Source organism: Microbacterium sp. NPDC060117, assembly GCF_042729315.1.
GTDB lineage: Bacteria > Actinomycetota > Actinomycetes > Actinomycetales > Microbacteriaceae > Microbacterium.
The window spans coordinates 681,624-695,991 of sequence record NZ_JBHWXR010000004.1 but is presented as its reverse complement, the minus strand read 5'-3'; the positions used below and the strand labels follow the sequence as shown (position 1 = coordinate 695,991).

Here is a 14,368-nt window from a genome sequence, read left to right as displayed (position 1 = left end):
CTCGGCGAACACCGCCCGGCACGCGGTCCCGCCCGCTCGCCCCGCGATAGAGTGACGGGACATCGACCTTTCAAGGAGCATTCCGTGGAGATCCGCATCGGCATCATCAACACCGGCCGCGAGCTCAGCTTCGAGACCTCGGCATCCGCCGACGAGGTGCGCACGCAGATCGCCGGCGCCCTCGATCAGGGTGCGAGCCACGTGACGCTGAGCGACACCAAGGGCAACTCCTACATCGTGCCGACCGCGAACCTCGGCTATGTCGAGCTCGGGACCGAGGAGTCCCGCCGCGTCGGCTTCGTGGCCTGACGCGGGCCAGGGCCGCATGTACATCCTGCTCGCGCTGATCGCCGCCTGCGCACTCGGCGTCGTGGTGCACTTCGCGATCCCCCACCGGGAGCTCCGCGGGGTCGCGCTCGTCCCGGCGATCGCCACCGCCGTCGCGGCGGCGGCCTACGCGCTCGGCCAGTGGGCGGGGCTGAAGGAGTCGAACGCGTGGCTGTGGCTGATCGCCCTCGGCGGAGCGGTCGTGATCTCGGCCGCCGTCGGCGCGGTCCTCACCCGCGTGCGTCGTCACGGCGACGCCGTGCGCCGCGCCGAGCTCGGCGTCTGAGCCTCATCGCCTCGACGGGATCCCGGGCTCGAACGGGTGCCGGCATCCAAGGCACCTCAGTCGGGGTCGGGTCGTTTTCGACGGATCCGCCGGACGATGTCGAGAACAGGGATCCGGTTCCGTCTCCTCTGTGAAGCGGCCAGAATGGGCCGCACCGACAGGGAGGTCGACATGGCCAAGTATCTGATGCTCAAGCACTACCGCGGAGGTCGTCCGTCGGCGAACACGACGCCGATGGATCAGCTCGCCCCTGAGGACTGGGCCGCGCACATCCAGTACATGCAGGACATGGAGCAGCGGCTCATCGCCTCGGGAGAGATGGTGTCCGCAGAGGGACTCTCGATGGATGGCGCGTGGGTGCGATTCGACGGCGAGGGTCGCCCTCCGATCGTGGACGGCCCGTTCGCCGAGACGAAGGATCTCATCGCGGGATGGATGCTCGTCGAGGTCGACTCGTACGACCGCGCTCTGGAACTCGCCGCGGAGCTCTCGGCGGCGCCCTGGGCCGGCGGCGAGCCGCTCGGCGAGTGGCTGGAACTGCGCGAGGTCATGAGCGCGCCGCCCGCCGAGCTGGGATGACGCCCGAGGACGCGGCCGCGCTGCGCCGCGCGATCCCCGAGGTCGTCGGCATCCTCGTCCGTCGCGGGGCGGACTTCGCCTCGGCCGAGGATGCCGTGCAGACGGCGCTGGTGCGCACCGTCGAGCGGTCGGGCGCCCCGCCACGGGATGTGCGGGCGTGGCTCGTGACCGCGGCATGGCGCGCGTTCATCGATCAGGTGCGCAGCGACTCCGCGCGGGCGGCGCGTGAGGAGCGCGTCGCCCGCGAGCCGGATGCCGGCGCCGTGCCGCAGCACGACGACACGCTCGGGATGTACTTCCTCTGCGCGCACCCGGTGCTCACGTCCGCCTCGGCGATCGCCTTGACGCTGCGCGCTGTGGCGGGACTCACCACGCGGCAGATCGCCGAGGCGTTCCTCACCCCCGAGGCGACGATGGCGCAGCGCATCAGCCGTGCCAAGCAGCGACTCGCCGGCATCCCGCTCGACCGCCCCGGGGATCTGTCCCGCGTGCTCGGGGTGCTGTACCTGCTCTTCAACGAGGGGTACTCGGGCGAGATCGATCTCGCGGCCGAGGCGCTGCGTGTCACCCGCCAGCTCACCGCGCTCGTCGACGAGCCCGAAGCGCATGGGCTGCTCGCCCTGATGCTGCTGCATCACGCCCGGCGGCCCGCACGGGTCGTCTCGGGCCGCCTGGTGCCGCTCGCCGCGCAGGATCGCCGGCGGTGGGACGTCGCGGCGATCGCCGAGGGAGTGCAGATCCTGCAGGCCGCGCTCGCCCGCGACCGCCTCGGCCCGTACCAGGTGCAGGCCGCGATCGCCGCCCTGCACGCCGACGCCGCGAGCGCGGCCGACACCGACTGGGTGCAGATCGTGGAGTGGTACGACGAACTGCTGGCGTTCTCGGATTCGCCGGTGGTCCGCCTCGGTCGCGCGATCGCGGTCGGCGAGGCGGACGGCCCGCAGGCCGGCCTCGTGGCGCTCGGGGCCGTGGACGAGAGCGTTCCACGCCATCGCGCGGCGCTGGCCTACATGCACGAGCGCGCCGGAGACCTCGAGACTGCGGCAGCCGACTACGCCGAGGCCGCGCGGCGCGCGACCAGCGTCCTCGAGCAGGAGCACCTGCTCCGCGAAGCCGAACGACTTCGACGTCGCTCCTAGGAGGCGAGCCCCATCGCGTCCATCCGCCGGGCGTGCGCGCCCATGAGCTCGGTGAACACCGGCTCCAGCTTGTCGTCCTCGGCGCCGGGGAGGTGCGGGCGCAGCGCCGCCCGCGCCACGAGGATCGTGTCGCCCACCAGGCGGCGCCCCCACATCGACAGCAGGGAGCGCCACTGCTCGTCGCTCGCGATCGTGGCCTGCACGATGCCGATGATCTCGTGCCGGTCGTCAGCCTCGGAGAGGATCCTGGCGACCTTCGCCCCCGTCTCGCCGTAGCTCGACGCGAGAGCGAGATAGAAGTCGTCGAGCATGCCCGCGGTGAGGTACACCGCGAGCATGGTCTCCGCGATGCGCGGGCCGAGCGTCTTGCGGCGGAAGGCGTCGAGCTGCTCGCGGAACGGCAGCATCACCTCGGTCGGCCTGTCGCCGTGCGCCGAGATGATCGCGACGATGCCATGGTGCTTGGCGAGGGCCGCCCCGGCGGCTCGGGAGAGGATCTCCTTCTCCGCGAGATCGTCGGTCGCGCGGATGAGGCGGGTCAGCGTCTCGAAGTAGCCGAGCTGCAGATAGGCGGCCTGACCGAGGAAGGTGTTCAGCTCGGGCGCCAGTTCCGCGAAGTCGACCCGGGTCGCGTCACCCGCATCGCCCCGGGAGCGGAGCACCAGCGTGCGCCGCGGCGCCTTGTCGCGCTGCCAGAACCACCTCACCACGGGCCCAGCCTAGTCGAGCCGTCGCCCGCGAACCGGGGCGCCGCGCACGCCGATCATTCCGATCCCGGAGAGGAGAGCCCGCTCCGGTAGGCTGGATCCCGCTCCGGCGACGGATCGGAGCCCCGCGCCTGTGCATACGGATTCGGCGTGGACCCCATCAACGAGGCGGCGCCCGCGATCGCAAGGCCCGCCGGACAGGCAATCAAAGACTGTGACTTCTTTCGCCGATCTCGGCATCGATCAGGACATCGTGGACGCCCTCGCGGCGAAGGGCATCGTCGACGCCTTCCCGATCCAGGAGCAGACCATCCCCCTGGGCCTGCCCGGCCAGGACATCATCGGACAGGCCAAGACCGGCACCGGCAAGACCTTCGGATTCGGCATCCCCGTGGTGCAGCGCCTCGGGCTCGACCCCGAGCCGGGCGTCAAAGCGCTCATCGTCGTGCCCACCCGCGAGCTCGCGGTGCAGGTGTACGAGGACATGGACCTGCTGACGAGCAATCGCTCGACCAGCGTGGTCGCGATCTACGGAGGCAAGGCCTACGAGGGTCAGATCGACCAGCTCAAGGCCGGTGCCCAGATCGTCGTCGGCACCCCCGGCCGTCTCATCGACCTCGCGGGCCAACGGCTGCTCGATCTCTCGCACGCGACCGAGGTCGTGCTCGATGAGGCCGACAAGATGCTCGACCTCGGCTTCCTGGCCGACATCGAGAAGATCTTCTCCAAGGTCCCCGCCGTGCGTCACACGCAGCTGTTCTCGGCGACGATGCCCGGACCGATCGTGGCGCTGGCGCGCCGGTTCATGACGAACCCGATCCACATCCGGGCCAACGACCCCGACGAGGGCCTCACCCAGGCCAACATCAAGCACCTGGTCTACCGTGCGCACTCGCTGGACAAGGACGAGGTCATCGCCCGCATCCTCCAGGCCGAGGGTCGCGGCAAGACGGTGATCTTCACGCGCACCAAGCGCGCGGCGCAGCGACTGGTCGACGAGCTGAGCGACCGCGGCTTCAACGTAGGCGGCGTGCACGGCGACATGGGCCAGGATCAGCGCGAGCGCTCCATGGCCGCGTTCAAGGCCGGCAAGAAGGACGTTCTGGTCGCGACCGACGTCGCCGCTCGCGGCATCGACGTCGACGACGTCACCCACGTGATCAACCACACGATCCCGGACGAGGACAAGACGTACCTGCACCGCGCCGGTCGCACCGGTCGCGCCGGCAAGACCGGCATCGCGGTCACGTTCGTCGACTGGGAGGACCTGCACAAGTGGGCCCTCATCAACCGCGCGCTCGAGTTCGGCCAGCCCGAGCCCATCGAGACCTACTCGTCGAGCCCGCATCTCTACGAGGACCTCGACATCCCGGCCGGCACCAAGGGCCGCCTGGTCACCGCCCCGGTGTCCGAGAAGCCGGCCCGCAAGCAGCGCGAGCCCCAGCGAGCCGCCGACGCGGCCGCAGAGGGCACGAGCGAGGGCACCACGCGCCGTCGCCGCCGCCGCCGCAACGCGGAGGACGAGGTCGGGTCGACCTTCGCCGAGGGCGCCGACGCTCCCGCCGCCAAGGCCTCGGGATCCGGTGACTCCGATCGCGCCGCCGAGGGATCCGGAACCCACGACGGCCAGGGCGCCGAGCACCACGACGGCAAGCCCGCCGCACAGCGTCGTCGCCGCCGTCGCCGCCGCCCCTCCGGCGGTGCCGCCGCGGGCAGCGCCCCGCAGCCCGGGGCCTGACCGCCCCCGCTCTCACCGACGCTCCCGTCGCAGAAGGTGGGGCGCGAGCGCCGAGACCCCCACTGAGCGTCGAAACCCCCTCGCAGCGACGGATCTGCAAGGGGGTTTCGACACCAAAAGGGGGTTTCGGCCGTGAAGGCTCGAAACGCTCCGACCCGGGCAGGCGACGATCGACGCGGGCAGGGTCAGCCCACGCGGGCAGGGTTACCCGACCGGATACACCGGCGCCGAGCCGGATCCGCGATCGATGATGCGCTGCAGCATGGCCGGATCCGTCGTGTTCTCACCGGGAACGTTGGGCTTGCCCGCGCCGTGGTAGTCGCTCGAACCGGTCACGATGAGGTCGTGCTCCACGGCGATGCCGCGCAGCCATGCGCGCCCCTCGGCCGTGTTCTCGCGATGGTCGACCTCCAGTCCGCCCAGGCCCGCATCGATGAGGCGCCGCAGGGTCGCATCGGTCATGCGCTCGCGGCCGGCCGGATGCGCGATCACCGGCACTCCCCCTGCTCCGACGACGAGCTCGATCGCCGTGAGCGGATCGGGTGCGTAGTGCGCCTCGTAATATCCCTGGCGCGGATGCAGGATCCCGTCGAAGGCCTCACTGCGGTCCCGCACGATCCCGCGTGCGACGAGCGCATCGGCGATATGCGGCCGCCCCACGGTCGCGCCGGGATCGGTCTGCTCCAGCACGTCCTCCCAGCGCAGCGCGTAGTCGCGGCCGATGTTGCGCACGATGCGCTCGGCGCGCCCGATGCGGTCGTCGCGGATGCGCGCCGTCTCGGCGAGGAGATCCGGATCCGTCGGGTCGAACAGGTACGCGAGCACGTGGACGCTGCGCCAGCCGTCCTTGGACGACAGCTCCATGCCGGGGATGAACGTCATCCCCCGCTCCGTCGCGGCAGCGGCGGCATCGACCCACCCGGCCGTCGTGTCGTGATCCGTGAGGGCGATCGTGCGCAGCCCCTCGTCCGCCGCGCGGGCGACGAGGGTCGCGGGATCCTCGGTGCCGTCCGAGCGGTTCGAATGCAGATGCAGATCGATCGGCCCGTCGAAGAGGGCGGGGCGTGACGTCGGATCGGCATCGGTCATCCTCCGAGCGTAGCGATCCCCCGGCGCTCGGACCTCCGCGGCCTCGACGGCAGGGCGGATCCCCGGCTGCGCACCAGATGCCTCACAGATCCGCTCGCCTAGGCTCGAAGGCGATGTTTCGACTGATCGGGATCCTCCTCACCGTGCTCTTCGCGATCGCCACAGCGATCGTGACCTGGCCGCAGTTCTTCCACCTCGAGCAGACGTTCCCGATCACGCAGATCGTGGCCTCACGCGCGGTGCTCGTGCTCGCGTTCGGCGCGATCCTGGTGCTGGCGCTGCTGCTCCTGCTGGCACGGCCGCTGCGCGGGTTCGCGGCGTCGATCGCGCTCGTCGCCCTGCTCGGCGGCGGCGCGTCCGCGGCCATCCTCGCGGTGCGCGGCGTCGACACCGCCGACGCTCTGCCGGCCAAGACCGCGACGAGCGTGCGCGTGCTCGCCTGGAACACCGCGGGCGAGGCGGTCTCGGCGAACGAGATCGCGACCACGATCGTCGCCCAGAAGGCAGATGTCGTGGCGCTGCCGGAGACGACCGAGGCCGTGGGCGAGGAGATCGCGCTCACGCTGCGCGAGGCGGGGCACCCGATGTGGGTGCATCACGTGCAGTACCGGCCCGAGGTCACCCAGGGGCCGGATTCGTGGCAGACCACGGTGCTCATCTCGCCCGCGCTCGGCGACTACGCGGTCATCCCCTCCTCCGCCGACGGGTCCAGCAACACGTCCTCGGTTCCGAGTGCGGTCGTGATGCCCGTCGACGGCGACGGTCCCATCGTCGTCGCCGTGCACACCGTGGCCCCGCGCCAGGACGAGATGGCGGACTGGACGCAGGATCTGCGGTGGGTCGCCGACCAGTGCCCTGCCGGGAAGAACGTGATCCTCGCCGGAGACTTCAACGCGACCCTGGACCACATGGGCGGGCTCGGCACCGGCGGCGGCGACCTCGGCGCCTGCCGCGACGTGGCATCCCGCTCCGCCTCCGGGGGCGTCGGCACCTGGCCGACGTCGGTGCCGGCCCTCCTCGGCGCCCCGATCGACCACGTCATGGCGAGCGCGCACTGGCGCGCGACCGGATCCGCCGTCCTCCCTGCCGGATCAGGCGGCAGCGATCACCGCGCCCTCATCACGCAGCTGGAGCCCGTGACCCCGTAGCGTGCAGACGCAGGCTCGTCGGTCGGGACGCTCAGCGATGCGCGCGCAACCGGACGACGAGCGCCGCGATCGCGCGCCATCCCCCGAGGAACACCAGCAGCGAGACCGTCGCGACGATGATGAACGCGACCGCGGTCGTACCGCCGCTCACGACCCGCAGGATCATCCCGAGCACGACCGTGACCACGGCGAGCAGCACTCCGGTGCGCACCGGTGCGGCCGGTGCCCGCCACGCGCGGAGCACCAGCCAGCCCGCCGCGAGTCCCACCAGGAACGGCCATGCCGTCTCCAGCACGCCCAGCGCGTCGACCGCGTGCTCATGGCTCGCCCGGCCGATCACCGCGAAGACGATCACCAGCACGGCGTCGATCCCCAGCGCCCACGGCCAGGACGGAACGGATCGGCGGACGGAGGCGGCTTCGGTCATGCCTCCACGCTAGCTCGGCGGGCTGTGCGTCGCGTCCTGGGAGGATCCGCTGCCCTCCTCCTACCCTGATACCCGGCTATCAGCAAGCATTGAAATGGCTGGGAGCGCCCGCTAGAAACGATGCAGGGCCATCCGCCCGCGCCGACCTGTCGGCACCCACCCCCACGAGAGGACCCTCACCGATGAGGATGCCAACCCCCCACCGCTCGTTCCGCACCATCGCCTGCACCGTCGCGGCGCTGGGCCTGGTTCTGGCGGGCTCCGTCAGCGCCACCGCGGCGACGAGCGAGCCTTCGACGCCCGTCCCGATCACCCCGCCGGACGGCACGGTCATGAGCTACGTGGTCAACACCGGCCAGGCGAACCCGGGCCAGACGCGCAAGGCGGAGAAGGCGGTGACCGACGCCGGCGGCGTGGTCGTGCAGAGCTGGCCCGAGATCGGCGTCGTGATCGCGCAGTCCGATCGCGCGGCGTTCCGCGAGAACGTGAAGGCCAAGGGCCGCAACGTCGTCGCGTCGGTCGGCGCGACGCGCACGGTCGAGGTCAAGGACAAGGTCACCGGCCCGCAGGCGCCCTGGGGTCCCGGTTCCTCGGGCTGGAAGCAGGGCAAGAACAAGCCCGTCAATGGCGACGAGCCCACCGAGCCGGTGCCCGCGACCGGTTCGGACTCGCTCGAGGGTCAGCAGTGGGACATGACGATGATCCAGGCGGATCAGGCGCACCAGGTCACCGACGGCAGCCGCAACGTCCTCGTCGGCGTGCTGGACTCGGGCATCGACCCGACCCACCCGGACCTGCAGGCGAACATCGACGTCGCCGATTCGGTCAACTGCACCACCGGCGGGCGCCCCGACCAGACCGACGGCGGCTGGTACCCGACCACGTCCGACCACGGCACGCACGTCGCGGGCACGATCGCGGCGGTCCGCAACGGCGTCGGCATCGTCGGGGTCGCCCCGAATGTGCGCCTCGCGTCGGTGAAGGTCGTCAACGACGACGGGTTCATCTACCCGGAGTACGCGGTCTGCGGCTTCATGTGGGCCGCCCAGCGCGGCATGGACGTCACGAACAACAGCTATTACATCGACCCGTTCGAGTTCTGGTGCGACGACCAGCCCGACCAGGCGGCGGTCCGCGAGTCCGTCGCCCGCGCCGTGAACTGGTCCAACTCCAAGGGCGTCGTGAGCGCGGCCGCGGCCGGCAACTCCGGGCTCGACCTCACCGTCAACACGCGCGACGAGGGCAGCCCCGACGACGCCGCGCAGCCGACTCCGCGCACGATCAACCAGGGCTGCAAGGACATCCCGGCGCAGGTCCCCGGTGTCGTGACGGTGTCGTCGCTCACCCAGACCGGTCAGCTGTCCTACTTCTCCAACCGCGGTCTCGGCGAGATCGACGTGGCGGCGCCCGGATCCCGGATCCTGTCCACGATCCCCGGTGCGAAGTACGGCCTCAAGAGCGGCACCTCCATGGCATCCCCGCACGTCGCGGGCGTGCTCGCCCTGATGAAGTCCGCGCACCCCGACCTGACCCCGGCCCAGATGGTGCAGAAGCTCGAGGACGACGCGACGCCGACCGAGTGCTCCGCCCCGCAGTACGACGAGGGCGCCGCCTGCGTCGGCACTGCCGAGCTGAACAGCTACTACGGCCACGGCATCGTGAACGCGCTCAAGGCCGTGCAGTGATCTGACGCGGTTCGCACGAAGGGGCCCGGGGCGCTGCGAGGCGGTCCGGGCCTCTTCCGCTGCCGCGGCGGGCGGATCCGGCTCCCGTCCGCCGGTGAGAGGATGGATCCATGACCTCCGAGCACGACACGATCGAGCAGCAGGGCGACGCCGCCACCGCGACCACCTCGACGACGACCAACCGCCGCCAGCCCTTCCCGCAGGGCTTCCTGGACACCATCTCGACGGGCTGGGCCGAGCGCCCCGAGTCGCTTCCCGCTCCGCGCGCGCAGGCGCCGTACGCGGCCGCCCGCCGCGCCGCCGTCTCCGCGGCCTTCCCCGGCAAGCGCCTGGTGATCCCGGCCGGATCCCTCAAGCAGCGCAGCAACGACACCGACTACCCGTTCCGCGCGCACTCGGCGTTCGCGCACCTCACGGGATGGGCCGCCGACTCCGAGCCCGACTCGCTGCTGGTCTTCGAGCCGACCGCGGACGGCCACGACGTCACCCTGTACTTCCGCGAGCGCGCCGACCGCACCACGAGCGAGTTCTACTCCGACGCCACGATCGGCGAGTTCTGGATCGGGCCGCGTCCCGCACTCGCCGGCGTCGCCGCCGACCTGGGCGTGGCCACCGCGCATCTCGACGACTTCGCGGCGGGCGACCACGATCTCGTGGTCGACGACGACGACGAGCTCACGCAGTTCGTGTCCGAGCTGCGCCTCGTCAAGGACGCCTACGAGGTCGCCGAGATGCGTCGTGCCGTGGAGATCACCGCCAACGGCTTCGACGACATCATCCGCGAGCTCCCCCGCGCGATCGCGCACCCGCGCGGCGAGCGCATCGTCGAGGGCGTGTTCCACCAGCGCGCCCGCAGCGACGGCAGCTGGGAGGGCTACGACACGATCGCCGCGTCCGGGCCGCACGCCTGCTACCTGCACTGGACCCGGAACGACGGCGCGGTGCTGCCGGGCGACCTGATCCTCATCGACGCCGGGGCCGAGGCCGACAGCCTCTACACCGCCGACATCACGCGGACGCTGCCGGTGAACGGCACGTTCAGCGACGTCCAGCGCCGCATCTACGACACCGTCGTCGAGGCCGCGGACGCCGCGTTCGCCGCCGCGAAGGTCGGCGTGCCGTTCCGCGAGGTGCACGCGGCCGCGATGGACGTGATCGCCCGCCGCACCGCCGAGTGGGGTCTGCTGCCCGTCTCCGCCGAGGAGGCGCTCGACGCCGACAAGGGCGGCCAGCACCGCCGCTACATGGTGCACGGCACGAGTCACCACCTCGGCATCGACGTGCACGACTGCGCCCAGGCGCGCCGCGAGATGTACTACGACGGCCTCATCGAGCCGGGCATGGTGTTCACGATCGAGCCCGGTCTGTACTTCCAGATCGACGATCTGACGGTTCCCGAGGAGTACCGCGGCATCGGCGTGCGCATCGAGGACGACATCCTCATCACCGCCGACGGCCCCCTGAACCTGTCGGCCGCCATCCCGCGCACCTCCGTCGAGGTCGAGGCGTGGATCGCCCGTGTGCAGGGAACCGCGTCCTGACCGAGGACATGCATCCGGATCAGCTCCGGTTGAACGAGGCCGCCGCGACCGAGAGGATCGCGGCGGCCTTTCCCGCACTCGCGGAGATGCCCGTCCACGCGCTGTCGACGCCCGGCACGGTGAACGCGCTGTTCCGGATCGGCGACGCGCATGTCGCCCGGTTCCCGCTGCAGTCGGCGCCCCTCGACGACGTCTCCGCGGAGGCGCGCGCCCTCGACGAGTTCGCGACGTGCTCGCCGTTCCCCGCGCCCGTCGTGGACGGCGTCGTCGACCGGGATGAGGACTACCCCTCCGCGTGGTCGGTCCAGACCTGGATCCCCGGTCGTACCGCCACCGAGACGCTGTCGGAGGAGGATCCTGGTGCACTCCCGCTGCTCGCCGACGATCTGGCGCGGCTGATCGGGGCCCTGCGTCTCACACCCCTACGGGGGCGGACGTTCGACGGCCGGGGCCGCGGCGGCGAGCTGCACGCCCACGAGGAGTGGATGGCGGAGTGCTTCGCGAGGAGCGGGCACCTGCTGGATGTTCCGGCCGCGTGTGCGCTCTGGGAGCGCCTGTCGCGGATCCCGCATCCCAGCACCGAGGTCATGTCGCACAAGGATCTGATCCCGCCGAACCTGCTGGTCTCGGACGATCATCGGCTCGCCGGCGTGCTGGACGGCGGGTCCTTCGGAGCCGCGGATCCGTCGCTCGATCTCGTGGTCGCGTGGCACCTGCTCGGACTCGACGACCGGCGCCGGCTCCGGGCCGCGCTGGGCTGCGATGACGACGAGTGGCGCCGTGGCGCCGCGTGGGCACTGCAGCAGGCGATGGGCCTCGGCTGGTACTACGAGCGCACCAATCCCGTCATGGCCGCCCTCGGCCTGCGCACCATGCGACGGCTGCTCGCCGATCCGGATCTGGGCTGAGGCCCCGTTCGCCGGCGGAGCGGTCGCGGCCCTCAGCCTGCGTCGTGCTCGCGGAGCGCAGCGGCCATCTGGCGCACAGCCTGCTCGATGACCGGGCGGGGCGTGGCGAGGATGAACCGCAGATAGCCCTCCCCTGCGGCGCCGCAGGCGATGCCGTCGGTCATCGCGACCCCCGCGTGCTCCCGGAAGAATGCGGCGGGCGAGCCCTCGATGCCGAGTGCTCGTGCGTCGAGCCAGGCGATGTAGGTGCCCTCCGGCGCCCGGTAGCCCATGCCAGGGATGTGCTCGGCGAGCAGCTCGCCCAGGAGGCGTCGGTTGCCGTCGAGGTAGTCGAGCGTGTCGTCGAGCCAGTCCCGGCTGTCGTCGAAGGCGGCCGTGGTCGCGATGACGCCGAGATTCGCCGTGCCGTGCTCCGCCCAGGCGACCTCGGGTCGTGCCCACGTCTCGGCATCCGCGTCGTTCGTCAGGATCACCTGCGCCGCCTTGAGGCCCGGCAGATTGAACGCCTTCGAGGCGCTGGCCGCGGTGATCGTGTGCCCCGCCGTCACCGCGCTGATGCTCGCATAGGGCACATGCCGATGCGGGGCGAAGACGAGCGGCGCGTGGATCTCGTCTGAGAACACGCGCGCGCCGTGCCGTGCGACGACCTCCGCGACAGCCTCGAGCTCTGCCCGCTCGAACACCCGCCCCAGGGGGTTGTACGGGTTGCACAGGATCAGCAGGCCGCCGCCGTCCGCGAACGCCCGGTCGATGCCATCCAGGTCGTAGACGTGGCGACCTGAATCGACCAGCATCGGCACCTCGATGATCTCGCGATCGTGCATCGCGGGGATCGTCAGGAACGGCATGTACGCGGGCGTGGGCAGCACGATCTTCGAGCCGGGCTCGGTGAAGAAGTCGATCGTCGCACGCAGGGCGGTGAGAACGTCGGGCACGGCGCGGATCCGATCCGCCGGCACGTCCCAGCCGTAGCGCTCCTTCTGCCAGCGCGCGGTCGCCTCGGTCATACGCGTCCGCACGGCCGCCGGCAGGTATCCGGTCAGGCCGTCGTCGATCGCGTCCTTCATGGCGGCGGCGATCGCCGGCGCCGGAGGGAAGTCCATCTCGGCGACGAAGGCGCCGATCGCCTCGGGGAACACTGACCACTTGAGGCTGCCGATCTCACGCAGCCGGTCGATCCCGATCGCGTCCCATTCCTGCGCCGTGCTCATGCGTCTCCCTCTGCGGTCCTGCCGGATGCGCCGGTCGTCGACGCGTCCGTGCCGGCCCCCGACCGTGCGAACTCCGCGACGAGGGGCGCGAGATCGGCCCCGACCTCGGCGGCCGGGCGCTTGCGCCCCTTCACCTCGAACGAGTGCCCGCCGCCGTCGATCCAGACGATCCGCGCCTCCTGGCAGGCGGCGACCGCCTCCTCGAGCTGCGACAGCGGCTGCACGAACGGGTCGTTCGTGCCCTCGACGAACAACTGCGGCTGCGGCACCGCGGGCAGGTGCTCGATCCGCGGCTTCTCCGGCTTGCCCGGCTGATGCAGCGGGTAGCCCAGATAGACCAGCCCCGTCACGGCAAGACCGCCCTGCTCAGCGGCGGCCATCGATGCCATCCGTCCGCCGTACGACTTGCCGCAGGCGATGACGGATCCGGAGCCGCGTTCGCGCGCCGCAGCCGCCACGGCGTGCCAAGCGAGCATCGCGTGCGCCGCCGGCCCGGGCATGCGCCGGCCCGCCTCGACGTAGGGGAAGTTGAACCGCAGCGTATGCAGTCCCACGGCGCGCAGACCTGCGGCGAAGCCGAGGAGGAACGGATGATCCATGCCCGCACCCGCGCCGTGCGCGATCGCCACGATCGGCGCATCGGCACCGGCGCGATCCTCAGCGGCGGGGCCGAACGCGGCCGACACCTCGATCGGCCCGGCGGGCAGCGGAACCGCGATCCGGAACCGCTCCTCGACCGTTCCCGTCATCGCGAGGCGCCGTCTCCCGCCGGGTTCTCGCCCTCGGCGGGGGCTTCCGCCGAGGGCGGCGTCTCCAGAGGGTGGTTCTCCGCGGGCGCGGCCGGGGCCGTATCCGGTGCAGGGGCATCGTCCGTCGCCGCGGGCACGGCGGGCTGCGCCGACGCGACCGGCGGCGCCGGCGGCATCGGCGGGCGCGGCGGCGCGATGCGCTCGCCGTAGCGCGGCGGCTCCTCGACCCGCTCGCCGTACTGCGGGGGCGCTGCTGCGGTCGTTCCGGCGGCAGGAGCGGGCTGCGGGATCGGGCTCACGGCACGACCGAGCACCTGCCGCGCCTTGCCGACCGAGTCGGACAGCACGGTCACCTCGTAGTGATCGGCCTTGAGCTGCATCACGCTGGCGTAGTCGCGGCGACGACGCACGATCGAGTACGTGATGAGGCTCAGGATCATGCCGATCGCGACGCCGACGAACAGGATCCCCACGAACGCCTGCATCGGCACGGCGGGATTGCCCAGCACGAAGATCGCCGAGAGGAAGAGGCCGATGAGCACGCCGTTGACCGCGCCGGAGCGCGCCGCGTTGGCGTAGCCGAGCCGGCCGGTCACGCGCTCCACGGTCTGCACGCCGACGCCGACGATGGCGATCGCCCTCGCCGGGATCTCCCCCGCGATCAGCTGCGAGACGAGCTTCTGCGCCGCCTCGTACTCCGAGACGGAGGCGACCGTCTCGCCGATCTCGCCCGCGGGGCCTGAAGCGTTCATCATGCTCATCGGTCCATTGTTCCATGCGCCCGCGACAGGGCCGCCGGATGCCGTCACCCGCCCCGGATCCGGGGGCGCAGGA

General features: G+C 71.5%; 15 protein-coding genes. 9 read left to right on the top strand and 6 right to left on the bottom strand.

What is annotated here, in order from left to right; all coding sequences use genetic code 11:
- Positions 1 to 84: 84 nt before the first annotated feature.
- From ACFWCK_RS18905 to ACFWCK_RS18890, 4 genes are all read left to right on the top strand, one after another.
- Positions 85 to 309, top strand: coding sequence for a DUF3107 domain-containing protein (locus tag ACFWCK_RS18905; protein ID WP_233311956.1), 225 nt, complete (start codon positions 85 to 87; stop codon positions 307 to 309).
- 16 nt (positions 310 to 325) lie between these two features.
- Positions 326 to 613: a hypothetical protein gene (locus ACFWCK_RS18900; RefSeq protein ID WP_233311958.1), complete on the top strand. Its 288-nt coding sequence runs from the start codon at positions 326 to 328 to the stop codon at positions 611 to 613.
- A gap of 171 nt (positions 614 to 784) precedes the next feature.
- Positions 785 to 1,192 carry a YciI family protein gene (locus ACFWCK_RS18895; protein ID WP_378807311.1) on the top strand — a complete coding sequence of 136 codons (408 nt, stop codon included), beginning with the start codon at positions 785 to 787 and terminating at the stop codon, positions 1,190 to 1,192.
- Entirely contained in the window at positions 1,189 to 2,331 is a 1,143-nt protein-coding gene (locus ACFWCK_RS18890; protein WP_378807310.1) for an RNA polymerase sigma factor, read from the top strand. Before ACFWCK_RS18895 ends, ACFWCK_RS18890 begins: the two co-directional genes overlap by 4 nt.
- Here the strand turns inward: ACFWCK_RS18890 and ACFWCK_RS18885 are convergent.
- A complete protein-coding gene (locus tag ACFWCK_RS18885; RefSeq protein ID WP_233311964.1) occupies positions 2,328 to 3,041 on the bottom strand; it encodes a ferritin-like fold-containing protein in 714 nt (237 codons plus the stop codon). The genes ACFWCK_RS18890 and ACFWCK_RS18885 overlap by 4 nt on opposite strands.
- A 211-nt stretch (positions 3,042 to 3,252) precedes the next feature.
- Here ACFWCK_RS18885 and ACFWCK_RS18880 point away from each other — a divergent pair, with 211 nt between their 5' ends.
- Positions 3,253 to 4,776 (top strand): DEAD/DEAH box helicase, encoded by a 1,524-nt coding sequence (locus tag ACFWCK_RS18880; RefSeq protein ID WP_233311965.1) that lies wholly within the window; start codon positions 3,253 to 3,255, stop codon positions 4,774 to 4,776.
- A gap of 204 nt (positions 4,777 to 4,980) precedes the next feature.
- Here ACFWCK_RS18880 and ACFWCK_RS18875 read toward each other — a convergent pair whose 3' ends face one another.
- Positions 4,981 to 5,865 carry a PHP domain-containing protein gene (locus tag ACFWCK_RS18875; protein ID WP_378807309.1) on the bottom strand — a complete coding sequence of 295 codons (885 nt, stop codon included), beginning with the start codon at positions 5,863 to 5,865 and terminating at the stop codon, positions 4,981 to 4,983.
- 113 nt (positions 5,866 to 5,978) lie between these two features.
- Between ACFWCK_RS18875 and ACFWCK_RS18870 the strand changes: the two genes are divergently transcribed.
- Positions 5,979 to 7,013 carry an endonuclease/exonuclease/phosphatase family protein gene (locus ACFWCK_RS18870; RefSeq protein ID WP_378807308.1) on the top strand — a complete coding sequence of 345 codons (1,035 nt, stop codon included), beginning with the start codon at positions 5,979 to 5,981 and terminating at the stop codon, positions 7,011 to 7,013.
- Positions 7,014 to 7,044: 31 nt separating this feature from the next.
- On the opposite strand, the gene ACFWCK_RS18865 is transcribed toward ACFWCK_RS18870, so the two are convergent.
- Entirely contained in the window at positions 7,045 to 7,440 is a 396-nt protein-coding gene (locus ACFWCK_RS18865) for a DUF3054 domain-containing protein (RefSeq protein WP_378807307.1), read from the bottom strand.
- Between the two features lie 182 nt (positions 7,441 to 7,622).
- Here ACFWCK_RS18865 and ACFWCK_RS18860 point away from each other — a divergent pair, with 182 nt between their 5' ends.
- The 3 genes from ACFWCK_RS18860 (at position 7,623) to ACFWCK_RS18850 (ending at position 11,574) form a co-directional block, all read left to right on the top strand.
- Positions 7,623 to 9,125: a S8 family serine peptidase gene (locus ACFWCK_RS18860; protein ID WP_378807306.1), complete on the top strand. Its 1,503-nt coding sequence runs from the start codon at positions 7,623 to 7,625 to the stop codon at positions 9,123 to 9,125.
- Positions 9,126 to 9,235: 110 nt separating this feature from the next.
- On the top strand, positions 9,236 to 10,666 hold the full coding sequence (locus ACFWCK_RS18855; RefSeq protein WP_378807305.1) for an aminopeptidase P family protein: 1,431 nt from the start codon (positions 9,236 to 9,238) through the stop codon (positions 10,664 to 10,666).
- 8 nt (positions 10,667 to 10,674) lie between these two features.
- Entirely contained in the window at positions 10,675 to 11,574 is a 900-nt protein-coding gene (locus ACFWCK_RS18850; protein ID WP_378807304.1) for a phosphotransferase, read from the top strand.
- Positions 11,575 to 11,606: 32 nt separating this feature from the next.
- On the opposite strand, the gene ACFWCK_RS18845 is transcribed toward ACFWCK_RS18850, so the two are convergent.
- Genes ACFWCK_RS18845 through ACFWCK_RS18835 form a run of 3 tightly spaced genes read right to left on the bottom strand, consistent with a single transcriptional unit; the run spans position 11,607 to position 14,295 of the window.
- Complete coding sequence (locus tag ACFWCK_RS18845; RefSeq protein WP_378807303.1) at positions 11,607 to 12,785, bottom strand: MalY/PatB family protein; 1,179 nt, start codon at positions 12,783 to 12,785, stop codon at positions 11,607 to 11,609.
- Positions 12,782 to 13,534 carry an alpha/beta family hydrolase gene (locus ACFWCK_RS18840; RefSeq protein WP_378807302.1) on the bottom strand — a complete coding sequence of 251 codons (753 nt, stop codon included), beginning with the start codon at positions 13,532 to 13,534 and terminating at the stop codon, positions 12,782 to 12,784. Before ACFWCK_RS18840 ends, ACFWCK_RS18845 begins: the two co-directional genes overlap by 4 nt.
- Positions 13,531 to 14,295, bottom strand: coding sequence for a general stress protein (locus ACFWCK_RS18835; protein WP_378807301.1), 765 nt, complete (start codon positions 14,293 to 14,295; stop codon positions 13,531 to 13,533). Before ACFWCK_RS18835 ends, ACFWCK_RS18840 begins: the two co-directional genes overlap by 4 nt.
- Positions 14,296 to 14,368: the final 73 nt, after the last annotated feature.

Coding starts and splice junctions, on each gene's coding strand:
- ACFWCK_RS18900 (WP_233311958.1), top strand. CDS start 326: ATGTACATCCTGCTCGCGCTGATCGCCGCCTGCGCACTCGGCGTCGTG.
- ACFWCK_RS18895 (WP_378807311.1), top strand. CDS start 785: ATGGCCAAGTATCTGATGCTCAAGCACTACCGCGGAGGTCGTCCGTCG.
- ACFWCK_RS18890 (WP_378807310.1), top strand. CDS start 1,189: ATGACGCCCGAGGACGCGGCCGCGCTGCGCCGCGCGATCCCCGAGGTC.
- ACFWCK_RS18875 (WP_378807309.1), bottom strand. CDS start 5,865: ATGACCGATGCCGATCCGACGTCACGCCCCGCCCTCTTCGACGGGCCG.
- ACFWCK_RS18870 (WP_378807308.1), top strand. CDS start 5,979: ATGTTTCGACTGATCGGGATCCTCCTCACCGTGCTCTTCGCGATCGCC.
- ACFWCK_RS18865 (WP_378807307.1), bottom strand. CDS start 7,440: ATGACCGAAGCCGCCTCCGTCCGCCGATCCGTTCCGTCCTGGCCGTGG.
- ACFWCK_RS18860 (WP_378807306.1), top strand. CDS start 7,623: ATGAGGATGCCAACCCCCCACCGCTCGTTCCGCACCATCGCCTGCACC.
- ACFWCK_RS18855 (WP_378807305.1), top strand. CDS start 9,236: ATGACCTCCGAGCACGACACGATCGAGCAGCAGGGCGACGCCGCCACC.
- ACFWCK_RS18850 (WP_378807304.1), top strand. CDS start 10,675: ATGCATCCGGATCAGCTCCGGTTGAACGAGGCCGCCGCGACCGAGAGG.
- ACFWCK_RS18845 (WP_378807303.1), bottom strand. CDS start 12,785: ATGAGCACGGCGCAGGAATGGGACGCGATCGGGATCGACCGGCTGCGT.
- ACFWCK_RS18840 (WP_378807302.1), bottom strand. CDS start 13,534: ATGACGGGAACGGTCGAGGAGCGGTTCCGGATCGCGGTTCCGCTGCCC.
- ACFWCK_RS18835 (WP_378807301.1), bottom strand. CDS start 14,295: ATGAGCATGATGAACGCTTCAGGCCCCGCGGGCGAGATCGGCGAGACG.